The 13,180-nt window shown below is 66.0% G+C and carries 9 protein-coding genes; 6 read left to right on the forward strand and 3 right to left on the reverse strand.

The window, feature by feature from the left end; all coding sequences use genetic code 11:
- Positions 1 to 7 precede the first annotated feature (7 nt).
- Positions 8 to 331: a hypothetical protein gene (locus U5775_RS08345; RefSeq protein ID WP_322057641.1), complete on the forward strand. Its 324-nt coding sequence runs from the start codon at positions 8 to 10 to the stop codon at positions 329 to 331.
- Positions 332 to 397: 66 nt separating this feature from the next.
- Here the strand turns inward: U5775_RS08345 and U5775_RS08350 are convergent, their stop codons facing one another.
- Positions 398 to 2,191 (reverse strand): sensor histidine kinase, encoded by a 1,794-nt coding sequence (locus U5775_RS08350; RefSeq protein ID WP_322057642.1) that lies wholly within the window; start codon positions 2,189 to 2,191, stop codon positions 398 to 400.
- A 500-nt stretch (positions 2,192 to 2,691) separates the two neighbouring features.
- On the opposite strand from U5775_RS08350, the gene U5775_RS08355 reads away from it, so the two are divergent.
- The gene (locus U5775_RS08355; protein WP_322057643.1) at positions 2,692 to 3,894 is read left to right on the forward strand and encodes an ammonium transporter; all 1,203 of its coding nucleotides are present in this window, start codon (positions 2,692 to 2,694) and stop codon (positions 3,892 to 3,894) included.
- A 110-nt stretch (positions 3,895 to 4,004) separates the two neighbouring features.
- Here U5775_RS08355 and U5775_RS08360 read toward each other — a convergent pair whose 3' ends face one another.
- Positions 4,005 to 4,643, reverse strand: a complete 639-nt coding sequence (locus U5775_RS08360) for a helix-turn-helix domain-containing protein (protein WP_322057644.1) — start codon at positions 4,641 to 4,643, stop codon at positions 4,005 to 4,007.
- A gap of 100 nt (positions 4,644 to 4,743) precedes the next feature.
- On the opposite strand from U5775_RS08360, the gene U5775_RS08365 reads away from it, so the two are divergent.
- Positions 4,744 to 5,982: a glycosyltransferase gene (locus U5775_RS08365; RefSeq protein ID WP_322057645.1), complete on the forward strand. Its 1,239-nt coding sequence runs from the start codon at positions 4,744 to 4,746 to the stop codon at positions 5,980 to 5,982.
- Here the strand turns inward: U5775_RS08365 and U5775_RS08370 are convergent.
- A complete protein-coding gene (locus U5775_RS08370) occupies positions 5,882 to 7,675 on the reverse strand; it encodes a hypothetical protein (protein ID WP_322057646.1) in 1,794 nt (597 codons plus the stop codon). The two genes, U5775_RS08365 and U5775_RS08370, sit on opposite strands and share 101 nt — an antisense overlap.
- 554 nt (positions 7,676 to 8,229) lie before the next feature.
- On the opposite strand from U5775_RS08370, the gene U5775_RS08375 reads away from it, so the two are divergent.
- From U5775_RS08375 to U5775_RS08385, 3 genes are read left to right on the forward strand one after another with little or no spacing between them, the layout of a single operon-like run.
- Positions 8,230 to 8,655, forward strand: a complete 426-nt coding sequence (locus tag U5775_RS08375) for a hypothetical protein (RefSeq protein WP_322057647.1) — start codon at positions 8,230 to 8,232, stop codon at positions 8,653 to 8,655.
- Entirely contained in the window at positions 8,648 to 10,036 is a 1,389-nt protein-coding gene (locus U5775_RS08380; RefSeq protein ID WP_322057648.1) for an MdtA/MuxA family multidrug efflux RND transporter periplasmic adaptor subunit, read from the forward strand. Before U5775_RS08375 ends, U5775_RS08380 begins: the two co-directional genes overlap by 8 nt.
- Before the next feature lie 5 nt (positions 10,037 to 10,041).
- Positions 10,042 to 13,179, forward strand: coding sequence for an MdtB/MuxB family multidrug efflux RND transporter permease subunit (locus U5775_RS08385; RefSeq protein ID WP_322057649.1), 3,138 nt, complete (start codon positions 10,042 to 10,044; stop codon positions 13,177 to 13,179).
- The last annotated feature ends 1 nt before the right edge of the window (position 13,180 follow it).

Below are 13,180 nucleotides of genomic sequence, written 5' to 3' on the forward strand. Positions count from 1 at the left end.
TGCGGCGATGAATCTGACAGACTGGGTGGTGCTACTTGCGATTGTCTTGATGGCAATCGCGTTCTTTTGCAGGCGTGCGAGCCGGCGCGGAACCTCGGCCGAGCGCGCGCTCCATGCGCGCGGTACGCGCATGCTGCTTCAGGCGGCCATTGCGCTGTGGAGCGCCCTGTTCATGCTCGAGCGGACGCTGGTCTCGCCGGGCAGCTTGCCCATCGGGCGCCTGAATCCTCACGTCACGCTGGCTGTTGTGCTCGCGCTCGTCGTCGCGGGTTGTCTCTGGTCGATTCGCGGCCGTAGCTTGCTCAAGCAACGGCGCATTTTCGCCTACTGAACCGGTGCGCTATCCGAGCGGGCTGCAGCCCGCTCATCGAACTAAATCGCGTGAGCCCTGCGTGATCTATAGATCCGCCAGCGGACCGCCCGCCACCGGAGCACCCGCAACGGCCGCGCTGCCTGACACACTCCCGCTGGTGCCGCCACCGCCGCCATTCCCGGCCACCGACACCACGCGCGCCGCACCTTCGGCCGTACCGTCATCGCCGCGCTCGCGTGCGCGCTCATGCGCCACCACGAGCGCCGCGGCAACTCCCGGCGCCGGCGGCGCGACCGCCAGCGCGTCGGGCAGCGACAGATAAAAGGTCGTGCCCTCGCCTTCGACCGATTCCACCCAGATGCGCCCGCCATGCCGCTCGACCATGCGGCGCACCAGCGCGAGCCCGATGCCCTCACCGGGCGCGACCTTGCCATGCATGCGCTGGAACGCCTGGAACAGGCGCGGCCGCGCGACCTCGGGAATGCCGAGGCCGTTGTCGCGCACATAGAAAATCTGCAGCGTCTCCACGCCCGGCGGCGCGCTGGCCGTGCCGATCTCGACGCGCCCCTCGCGCGCAGGATCGAGATAGTTGAGCGCGTTGCCGATCAGGTTCGCGAACACCTGTTCGAGCGCGGTCGGATCGCCCCACACCGGCGGCAGCTCGCGCACGCTCACCTGCGCGTTGCGCGCGCGCACCGACGCATGCATGGCGTCGACCACGCGCTGCACGAGCTCCTGCACGTGGACGCGCTGACGCCGGTACTCCACGCGCCCCACGCGCGCGAGCCGCAGCAGCGCATCGATGATGTGCGAGGCGCGCAGCACCGCCGTCTGCAGATAGCGCAGCGCCTCGCCGATGTCCTCGTTGATGATCCGCTCGATGCGTGCGCGCGCTTCGGGGCCAAGCGACGAATGCGCCACGCGCTCGCGCAAGTCGTCGCAGGCATGGTTGAGCTCGCGCGAGAAGCCTTGCAGGTTCACGAGCGGCGCGCGCAGGTCGTGCGACACGCTGTGAATGAACATCTCGTTTTCCTGGGTCTGCTGGCGCAGGTCCTCGTTGATGCGCGCGAGCTGCTCGGCGCGCCGCGCGAGATCGGCCTGGAAGCCGAGCCGCAGCCGCTCGGCCTCGACGAGCCGCTGGCTGATCTGATGCAGCATCAGATCGAGCTCGGCGATCTCGTCGTTGCCGGTCGTGAGCGGCGCGAGCGGCTCGTTGCCCGCGAGCCGGCCCGCATTGTCGGACAGCGCGTCGAGCCGCCCGCGCAGGCCGCGCGTGAAGAGCCAGACGGCCAGCGCCACCAGCATGATCGAGCCGATCACCGCGGTCATCACGAGCGACTGCTGCTGCGCGCGCGCCTGCTCGGCGTCGGTCACGCGCATCACGTCGAGGCGGCGCTCCTCGGTCTGGAACGAAGTCACCTGGGCGCGCACGCGGTCGAGCGCGTCGGAGTCCGTGTCGGTGCGAAAGCGCTCGACGAGATCGGCGCGGCGCCCCGAGTGCAGCAGATCTTGAACGCGGTCCGACCACTGGCGATAGCTCTGCACCGCCTGGCGGATCTGCACCGCGCGCTCGACCTGGGACGGGTTGTCGGAGACGAGTTCCGTGAGCTGGTCGATGCGGCGGTCGACGTCCATCCACATCGCGACCGGCGTCGAAAACTGCGTGTCGTCCGCGGCCACAGCACCGCGCAGCCGCACCGACTCGACCAGCACGGGCTCCAGCACGCGTCCCGCCTGCGCGAGCACGGCCTGGCTGTGCTGGCCCCAGAGTTCGGCGCTTTCCGCGTCGGCCTCGGCTTTCACGATGGCCGATAGCAGCGTCAGCTCGAAAACGGCTGGGATCGCGATCAGCAACAGCCCTTTGGTGGTGAGGCGCATTGAATGGCGGTTCGGAACGAACGGACGACTGGGGGAATGAATTCGACCATTATGTCGGCGTTTGCGCCCTGGGTGCGACCTAAGTGCGGCCTGTGTGCTGACCGCGCGACGCTTCTATGCGGGACGATTCACAGGCGCGAATTTCCGCTTCTGCGCGCGGAGTCCCCGCCAAATCTGCAACATCGCCGCAATATTTCGAATGCCCGACAAACCGTTGATACAGAAAGGAAAATCGAATAAATCGCCCTGATCTGGCGCGTCGCCTCACCAATTTGGCGCGCTGGCACTGCAATTGTGCCGCGCAATCCTGCACCCGCAGCGTGCGCACGCATTTCGTGCGCGCAACCACGGCGCACGCAATAGCCGCTCCGGTGCACGCACGCACCGTCAGATAGCCTGCCGGCGGACTGCGCTCACCGGTTTGGCGCAAAGCTGGCCCGCATCTTGCTGAAGATGCGCCTATTTATGCGCCCGGATTGGGCAAAGGGCAGGACGCAAGGATGGACAATCTCAAGACCGGCACCGACACGCTGTTTCTGCTGCTGGGCGCCGCCATGGTGCTCGCCATGCACGCAGGGTTCGCGTTTCTCGAACTGGGCACCGTGCGCAAGAAGAACCAGGTCAATGCGCTCGTGAAGATCCTCGTCGACTTCTCGGTCTCGACGATCGCGTACTTCTTCATCGGCTACACCCTTGCCTACGGCGTGCAGTTCTTCTCGCACGCCGACGTGCTCGCCGAGCACAACGGCTATCAGCTCGTGCGCTTCTTCTTCCTGCTCACCTTTGCGGCGGCAATTCCGGCCATCGTCTCGGGCGGCATCGCCGAGCGCTCGAAATTCAATCCGCAATTGTTCGCGACCTTCGTGATCGTCGGCTTCATCTATCCGTTCTTCGAAGGGATGGTGTGGAACAATCGCCTGCACTTCCAGGACGCGATCACGCATGTGTTCGGCGTGCCGTTCCACGACTTCGCGGGCTCCGTCGTGGTGCACGCGTTCGGCGGCTGGGTCGCGCTGCCCGCTGTGCTGCTGCTCGGGCCGCGCCACGGGCGCTATACGCGCGACGGCCGCGTGGCCGCCCATCCGCCCTCGAACATTCCGTTTCTCGCGCTCGGCGCCTGGGTGCTCGCGGTGGGCTGGTTCGGCTTCAACGTGATGAGCGCGCAGACCATCGACAAGATCAGCGGCCTCGTCGCCGTGAACTCGCTAATGGCGATGGTGGGCGGCACGCTCGCCGCCTGGCTCGCGGGCCGCAACGACCCCGGCTTCACCTATAACGGGCCGCTCGCGGGCCTCGTGGCCGTGTGCGCGGGCTCGGACATCATGCATCCGCTCGGCGCGCTGGCGACGGGCGCGGTGGCCGGCGTGCTGTTCGTCTACATGTTCACCTGCGTGCAGAACCGCTGGCGCATCGACGACGTGCTCGGCGTCTGGCCGCTGCACGGCCTGTGCGGCGCGTGGGGCGGCATTGCGGCGGGGATCTTCGGCGCGCACTGGCTCGGCGGGACCGGCGGCGTCTCGCTCGGCGCGCAGATCGTCGGGACGATCGCGGGCATCGTGATCGCCTCGCTCGGCGGCTTCGTGGTCTACGGGGCGCTGCGCGCCACCGTGGGGCTGCGCATCGATCAGGAGGACGAATACAACGGCGCCGACCTGTCGATCCACAAGATCAGCGCGACGCCGGAGCGCGAAACGGTGGCTTGATGCGTTCAGGCGCGTTGGGACGTGTGGAGACGTGAGGGCGGCGGCTGGATGCATTCCGATGAGGCACGCCGCGCCACCCGCATGGCCCCCGCCGCTCCGCTCGCCGCCTCTCAACCGGCCGCGCCCGCCTTCGGCTCGCGCGCACCGGCTCCGTTGACGAACAGCCTCACGATCGCCCGAAACTCCTTGCGCAACGCGACGCCCGGCGTGCTCAGCCAGCGCAGCAGCGCGGCCAGATAGAGGTGATGGAACCAGATGGCCAGTTGCTCCGGATCGCCCGCCTTGTCCAGCTCGTCGCCCTGCTGCCCCGCCACGATGAGCTGACGCCACATCGCAACGATGTCGCCGCCGCCCTCGCCCGCTTCGCCCTCCCCGTTCCCGATGGCCGAGAAACGATGGCGCAGATACGCCATCAGATACGCTGGATGGCGCTCGCACCATTGCGCCGACGCATCGAGCACGCAACCCACCCTGGAAACGAAACTGCGGCGCCGCGCGACTTCGTGCTGCAGATGCGCGAGGTCGCGCGCCAGCTCCGCTTCGAGCCAGTGCGCGAGCACCGCCTCCTTGGTCGCGAAGTGGTTATAGAGCGTGCGCCGCGCGACATCGGCCCGATCGGCGATTTGCTCCATCGTGACCGCGTCGTAGCCTGCGGCCTCGAATAGCATCGCCGCCGTCGTGCTCAAATGCGCCAGCATCTGCTGACGCTTGCGTGCGCGCCGCCCCTCGTTTTCCGGTATGGCTTCCATGATCGCGCTCATCGGTTAATTTGCACATTGTGCATTATTATACGTCGTACACCCTGTCTGATATCGACACGAACGGCGTCACGCAACCGAAGATCATCCGATGAAGCTCACTGTCGTCACCTACGGAACCGAAGGCGATACGCGTCCGCTCGCCGCGCTCTGCCGGGCGCTCATGGACGCCGGCCACGAAACGCATCTGCTCGCCGACCGCGCCACGCTCGGCTCGGCCGCAGCGCTTGGCGTGAGCGCGTCGGGGCTCTCCGGCGACATCCGCGCGGCGCTCATGCCCGGCGCCACGCTCGGCTCGGTGGTGAGCGGCCACACGCGCTTCAATGCCACGGCGAAGGCGCTCGCCTCGATCGCGAACGCGAGCACGCATGCATGGATGCAGGAAGTGACCGACGCCTCGGCGGGCTGCGACGCCCTCATCGTCTCGGGGCTGGCCGCGTTCGTCGGGCTCTCGGTGGCCGAATACCGGCGCGTTCCGGTGCTCGGCGCGGGCCTCATCCCGCTCACGCCCACGAGCCGTTTCGCGTCGCCGTTCCTGCCGCCCGGCAAGGTGCCGCGCTGGCTCAACCGCGTCAGTCACCGGCTGGTGAACGGCATGCTGTGGCGGGCCTTCCGGCGCGCGACCAACGCGGCGCGCGCAGAGGTCTGCGGCCTCGCGCCGCGCGCCGGGGTATGGACCGATCATCCGATGCTCTACGGCGTCTCGCCGAATCTGCTGCCGCGCCCGCGCGACTGGCCCGCGAATGCCACGGTCTGCGGTCAATGGCGAGCGGCGGCGGGCGACTGGACGCCGCCCGCCCATCTCGCGCACTTTCTTGCCGCGGGCGAACCGCCGCTGTACATCGGCTTCGGCAGCATGGCCGGGTTCGACCGCCAGCAGCTCGTGACGGTGCTGACCGAAGCCGCCGCCGGGCGCCGCGTGGTGTTCTATCCGGGCTGGAGCGGCGTGGATACCGCCTTGCTGCCCGGGAATTTTTGCGTGGTCGGCGAAACGCCACACGACTGGCTCTTCGCGCGCGCGAGCGCGGTCGTCCATCACGGCGGCTCGGGCACGACTCATTCGGCTTGCCGGGCCGGCGTGCCCTCGGTGGTCGTGCCGTTCGCGGGGGACCAGTTCTTCTGGGCGCATCGCGTTGCCGCACTGGGCGTGGCGCCGACCGCCATCGACGGCAGGCGCCTGCGCGCTACGGCGTTGAAAGAGGCGATCGCTTACGCGGAGCGCGACGATGTCAAGGCGCGCGCCGCCGCGCTGGGCCGCCGCATGGGCGAGGAAAAGGGTCTCGCGACGGCGGTGGATGAAGTGGAGAGGTTGCTTGCGCAACATCATTAACCGGTGCGTGGCAAACATTGTCCGATGGCGAACGCATTGCCCCATACGGCCCACGACAATCCTGCCGTGAGCTATCGATCCATTTCCACGCGGCGAACCTCGCCTTTCTCGACCGGAAGGCAGCCTTTGCGCACGGCGACGCGAGCACTGTCCGATGCGGCACGCGGCGCGTCCGCCGACGGTGCCGAAACCGCCGGATGTGCCGAAGCGCCGGGTACCGATGAAACGGCAGGGGCCGATGAAACCGCGGGAGCTGAAGCCCCAGCGTGCGGAGATCCCGCGGATACAGAAGACGCCGCACTTCCGGCCGCGGCCCGCGTGCCATCATTGGGCCAGGTGCACAAGAGCAGGATGTCCCCCATGTGATATCGCTCGTACGCATCGAAGAGCGCCGGAGGTTCCGTCTCGACGGTGGAATGATGGACGTTCCGTCCGTCTCCTGCCGTACCGGCTTGCGCTTCGCTGGCAGACAGATTCCTGGCTGCTGAAGCGTCTGCCGAAGCAAATGTGAACCCCACCATTTCATACAACGCCCGGCGCTCGGGCTTTTCGAGCACATACTGGTGGGGCGTTCGACCGAAAACGGAAACCGCGCCGAGCGAAAGCGAATCGAGCGGCAACAGCGTCTTGGCGGGAAACAACGAGCAGGCCGCCAAACCATCAAAAGCACGAGCCAGGCTACTTCTTTTACGCTGGTCTTCGCGTTACCGGTGGCGCGGTAGCAAGCCGCATAGCGGATGCCGACAACCATGCCCGGCAGCGTGACGGCGCAAAGCATCAACACCAGGGGGATGGTGACGTCGCTGGCACCGATGTCGGGATTGATTTCCACGAATACGCACGCGGCCAGCGACGAAAAAAGGCAACCGACCGCCAGTTGCAGGCCCCGTCCCGTATCCGCGAGGACCCGGCCTGCGCGCGCCCAGGTGAACACTCGACACACCCTGGCGAACGCTCGACACACCCACGAATCAGACCCACCCTGTTGAGGCGAGTCCGGCTTGCGTCCGATGCTTTTGAGCCGTGCCCACAGAAGCCGAAATCTACCGTCGCGTCCTCCGGTTAACGCACCAGCCAGGCTATCAAACAGGTTGCGGCGCCCCCACCAATGGAGCAGCACCGACGCTGCAGCCGCGGCGCCAAAGAACACTACGATGCCAGACTGGAAATTCTCGCTCAGGCTGTGGATCTGTTTGCGCGCAACTTCCGGAACTGGCTTTGCGTCGCCCGAACCGAGCATGACGCCGGCGAGTATGACGAGCCAGCCAAGATGCAGGACCAGCACGAACCATCCAAAGCGGCGCGGGATCGACGCAGGCTGCCCATAGGAATGTGCGACGAAATTGGTCCAGTAGGCGCTGCCATACATCGTGATCACCAGGGATGCCAGCACCACGATCGACGAGCCGACGACCAGCGCCACGCCGGTCTTTGACGCAAGCGATGGTTGCAGCAATTCCGGCCAGCCGATCCGCTGCAAATACACATAAAGCGCGATAGCACCGACCAGAGAGACAATAAAACCCAGCGCTGCAACTGGCTTGAAGATCTCCCACGCAACGTCCTTTATCGACGTTGGCGTTGCGGATTTCGCCGCACCCTCTCCATCGTGCTCTGGAGCTTCACTGTCTTTCTGGTTGTCCCCCGGCCGCTCACCGGCGTTCTCATCCTCGTCGCCATTCACATCTGCCATACCGTTTTTGTCGTTTATTCGCTGAATCGGGCAGTCTACGGCAACGCCTGGCGATTTGACTGCGGCCTGCCATTTCCATGGCAAAACGAAAAAAAAGCGCCACGTGTGAACGTGACGCTTTGAAAAGTTCTAGCCATTCCGAGGGCCGTGCTAGAACCTGAGAGCCGGTATTCGACGATCGGGCCGGGCAGCCGAATTATGCGAAATGCATATACCGAGATACTTAAAAACCCCGCAAGGCTCGCGGGGTTCTCGGTTCAGGCCGCTATGCGAAACCGTTGCCAGACAATTCGAGGCGATTGGCGCTATGAAAAATCCGCAGTACCAGAAGCCTTCGAGATCGCGTCGAAAGTGAGTTGAATTTTTTATCCAGATGCTGACTAAGTCAAGCAAAATCTCGCCAGAATACGCGAACTATCAAACATTTCTCCGCAATTTCTCTAGTTCTCGCTACGACCCGAGCTTTGTCGGGTCAACGCGTAGGGAAGCTGTAACCGCCGTAACGTCTCGAAAGATACGGTACTGGACTGTAACGGAGGCACCGACGTAGCATCATGCTTTTTGGCTGCATCGGCTCCGGCCCCGACATCGTTCAGCCTCGCGCGGGCCGCTGCAGACACCGTTGCGCCGCGAGCGCGCGTGGCGCCATCGAGGGTCCGGCAAGATGCGGCAACGCTGCCGGCAGCCCAAATCGTCAGGCGCATCAAGCAAGTCAGGCGTCGAAGGCTGGCGACGCCCAGCCAGCCAGCGCCCGACAAGCACCTGACATCAACCTTGCGCGCATCTCGCGTAGCATCGCGTCATACGTGAGCGAGCGTGGGCTGCGGGAGGCGACGCACGCCGCGCCGGACCCACTGCAGCCGACCGCGGCCGACCGCAACAAATCGCAACAAATCGCGGCCAACCGCTCGCGCACCCAACCAATCCGCTCAACCGACAAGCACGTCACCGAATTTGTTACCGACCTGACCGATGGATAAAGAAGAAAAGCGCCCGGATTCCCCTCGTCGAGATACGCCGCCCGCGTCCGCCCCTGCCCCTGTCCCTGCGGGCGGCCCGGCGCCGCGCAAGAGCCGCGGCAAGCTGATCGCGCTCGCCATCGTGCTGATCGTCGCCGCCATCGTGCTGTGGCGCTGGCAGCCGTGGAACAAGAACCCGGGTAGCGCGGGCGGCTCCACGGCCGCAAGCGGCGGCCGCATGCGCCACGGCGGCCCCGGCGCGATGGCGAACATGCCGCAGCCCGTGAGCGCGGCAACCGCCACGGCCGGCGACATGCCCATCGTCATCACCGCGCTCGGCACGGTCACGCCGCTCGCCGACGTCACGGTGCGCACGCAACTTTCCGGCACGCTGCAGAGCGTGAACTTCGAAGAAGGCCAGATGGTCAAGAAGGGCGACGTGCTCGCGCAGATCGACCCGCGCCCCTACCAGATCTCGCTCGCCAACGCCGAAGGCCAGCTCGCGCGCGATCAGGCGCTGCTCGCCACCGCCCGCCTCGACCTCAAGCGCTACCAGACGCTGCTTTCGCAGGACTCGATCGCGAGCCAGCAGGTGGATACGCAGGCCTCGCTCGTGAAGCAGTACGAGGGCACGGTGAAGTCGGACCAGGCCAACATCGACACCTACAAGCTCGACCTCACCTATGCGCGCATCACGGCGCCGGTGTCGGGACGCGTGGGCCTGCGCCAGGTCGATCCCGGCAACTACGTCACGCCCGGCGACACCAACGGCATCGTCGTGCTCACGCAGCTCCAGCCGATCAGCGTGATCTTCACGACCTCGGAAGACAATCTGCCCGGCATCATGAAGCCGTTGCGCGCGGGCACGAAGATGTCGGTCTCGGCCTACGACCGCAGCAACACCACGCTGCTCGAAAGCGGCTTCCTGCAGACCATCGACAACCAGATCGACACCACGACCGGCACCGTGAAGCTGCGCGCGAGCTTCACCAACGACGACCAGTCGCTGTTCCCGAATCAGTTCGTCAATGCGCGCCTGCTCGTCGACACGATCCACAACGCCGTGATCGTGCCCACCTCGGCCGTGCTCAACGGCTCCCAAGGCGCGTACGTCTATGTGATCAAGCCCGACAACACCGTGACCGTGCGGCTCGTGAAGGTCGGCCCCGTGGACGCCGAACGCACCAGCATCGCCTCGGGCCTCGCCGTGGGCGAGCGCGTCGTGACCGACGGCTCGGACCGCCTGCGCGAAGGCTCGAAGATCACGATTCCGGCCGAGCATCCCAGGCACGCGTCGGGCGCCAAGGGCGCATCCGGCGCACGAGGCGCGTCGTGGGCCGGTGCGGCCTCAGGCGCGCACCACGGCCATCGCCGCCACGCGTCCGGCGCTGAGGGCCAGTAAGCCGCATGAATCCCTCCCGCGCCTTTATTCTGCGTCCGGTCGGCACGGCGCTGCTCATGGCGGCAATCATGCTGGTCGGCCTCGTCGCACTGCGTTTCCTGCCGCTTTCCGCGCTGCCCGAAGTCGATTACCCGACCATCCAGGTACAGACTTTCTATCCGGGCGCGAGCCCGGACGTGATGACGTCCTCGGTCACGGCGCCGCTCGAGCGCCAGTTCGGGCAGATGCCGTCGCTGAACCAGATGTCGTCGCAAAGCTCGGCGGGCGCCTCGGTCATCACGCTGCAGTTCAGCCTCGACTTGCCGCTCGACGTGGCCGAGCAGGAAGTGCAGGCCGCCATCAACGCGGCCGGCAACCTGCTGCCTTCGGACCTGCCCGCGCCGCCGATCTACGCGAAGGTCAACCCCGCCGACGCGCCCATTCTGACGCTCGCGATCACCTCGAAGACGCTGCCGCTCACGCAGGTCCAGGACCTCGCCGACACGCGTCTCGCGCAGAAGATCTCGCAGGTCGCGGGCGTGGGCCTCGTGAGCCTCACGGGCGGCCAGCGCCCCGCCGTGCGCATCCAGGCGAACCCGCGCGCGCTCGCGGCCTATGGCCTGAATCTCGACGATTTGCGCACGAGCATCTCGAATCTCAACGTCAACACGCCGAAGGGCAACTTCGACGGGCCGACGCGCGCCTACACGATCAACGCCAACGACCAGTTGACGGACGCCGACGCGTATAAAGACGCCGTGATCGCCTACCGCAACGGCCGCCCGGTGATGCTCACGGACGTCGCGAACATCGTGCAGGGCGCCGAGAACACCAAGCTCGGCGCCTGGGTCAACGACACGCCCGCGATCATCCTGAACGTGCAGCGCCAGCCGGGCGCCAACGTGATCCAGGTGGTGGACAGCATCAAGGCGGTGCTGCCGCAGCTCCAGGAAGCGCTGCCCGCCTCGCTCGACGTGCAGGTCGTCACCGACCGCACCACCACGATCCGCGCCTCGGTGCGCGACGTGCAGTTCGAATTGCTGATGTCGGTGGTGCTGGTGGTGCTGGTGATGTACCTGTTCCTCGCCAACATCTACGCGACGGTGATCCCGAGCCTTTCGGTGCCGCTCTCGCTGATCGGCACGCTCGCGGTCATGTACCTGTGCGGCTTCTCGCTCGACAATCTCTCGCTGATGGCGCTCACCATCGCAACGGGCTTCGTCGTGGATGACGCCATCGTCATGATCGAGAACATCGCGCGCTATGTCGAGGATGGCGAAACACCGCTCGAAGCCGCGCTCAAGGGTTCGAAGCAGATTGGCTTCACGATCATTTCGTTGACCGTATCGCTCATTGCCGTGCTGATTCCGCTGCTCTTCATGGGCGACGTGGTGGGCCGGCTCTTCCACGAATTCGCGATCACGCTCGCCGTGACCATCGTGATCTCGGCCGTGGTCTCGCTCACGCTCGTGCCGATGATGTGCGCGAAGATGCTGCGCCACACGCCGCCGCCCGAGAGCCATCGCTTCGAGGCGCGCGTGCATGGTTTCTTCGACTACATCATCGGCCGCTACGGCGTCGCGCTCGAATGGGTGCTCGCGCGCCAGCGGCTCACGATGATCGTGTTCGCGATCACGCTCGTGCTCACCGGCATCCTCTACGTGGTCGTGCCCAAAGGCTTCTTCCCCGTGCAGGACACCGGCGTGATCCAGGCGATCACGCAGGCGCCGCAATCGGTCTCGTATGCGTCGATGGCCGAGCGCCAGCAGGCGCTCGCCAACGAGATCCTCAAGAACGAGAACGTGGAGAGCCTCACCTCGTTCATCGGCGTGGACGGCAGCAACATCACGCTCAACAGCGGACGCATGCTCATCAACCTGAAGCCGCGCGACGACCGCAGCGAGACGGCGAGCCAGATCATCCGCGACCTCCAGCAATCAGTTTCGCACCTCTCGGGCGCGACGCTCTACATGCAGCCGGTGCAGGATCTCACGATCGACTCGACCGTGAGCCCGACGCAGTACCAGTTCATGCTCACGACGCCCAACATCCAGGACTTCACGACCTGGGTGCCCAAGCTCGTGCGCCGGCTGCAACAGGCACCGGAGCTGGCCGACGTGGCCACCGACCTCCAGGACCAGGGCAACTCGGTGTTCATCGAGATCGACCGCGCGAGCGCGGCGCGCTACGGCATCACGCCCGCGACCGTCGATAACGCGCTGTACGACGCGTTCGGCCAGCGCATCATCTCGACGATCTTCACGCAGTCGAACCAGTACCGCGTGATTCTCGAAGCCGACCCGGTGATGCAGCACTACACCGATTCGCTGAACTCGATCTACCTGCCCTCCTCCACCTCGACCACGGGCCAGGTGCCGCTCTCGGCCATCGCGAAGTTCCATGAGCGGCCCGCGCCGCTGCTCGTCACGCACCTCTCGCAGTTCCCGGCCACGACCATCTCGTTCAACCTCGCGCCTGGCGCGTCGCTGGGCGCGGCGGTCAAGGCGATCCAGCAAACGGAGAAGGACATCGGCCTGCCGGGCTCGTTCCAGACGCGCTTCCAGGGCGCGGCGCTCGCGTTCCAGGCATCGCTTTCCAACGAGCTGTTCCTGATCCTCGCGGCCATCGTGACGATGTATATCGTGCTGGGCGTGCTCTACGAGAGCTTCGTGCATCCGATCACGATTCTCTCGACGCTGCCTTCAGCCGGGATCGGCGCGCTGCTCGCGCTCATTTTGACGGGTCACGATCTCGACATCATCGGCATCATCGGCATCGTCCTGTTGATCGGCATCGTGAAGAAGAACGCGATCATGATGATCGACTTCGCGCTCGACGCCGAGCGCAACGAAGGCAAGCCGCCGCGCGAGGCGATCTATCAAGCGTGCCTGCTGCGCTTCCGCCCGATCATGATGACGACGATGGCGGCGCTCCTGGGCGCGCTGCCGCTCATGCTCGGCACCGGCGCGGGCTCGGAGCTGCGCCGGCCGCTCGGCATCGCGATCGCGGGCGGCCTGATCGTGAGCCAGGCGCTCACGCTCTTCACCACGCCCGTGATCTACCTCGCGTTCGACCGCATCGCGACACGCATGCGCGAGCGCTTCGGCGGCGGTTCGCACAACGCACCACCCGCACCGCCCTCGCCTTCGTCGACGGAGCACTGAC

Source organism: Paraburkholderia sp. J63, assembly GCF_905220245.1.
GTDB lineage: Bacteria > Pseudomonadota > Gammaproteobacteria > Burkholderiales > Burkholderiaceae > Paraburkholderia.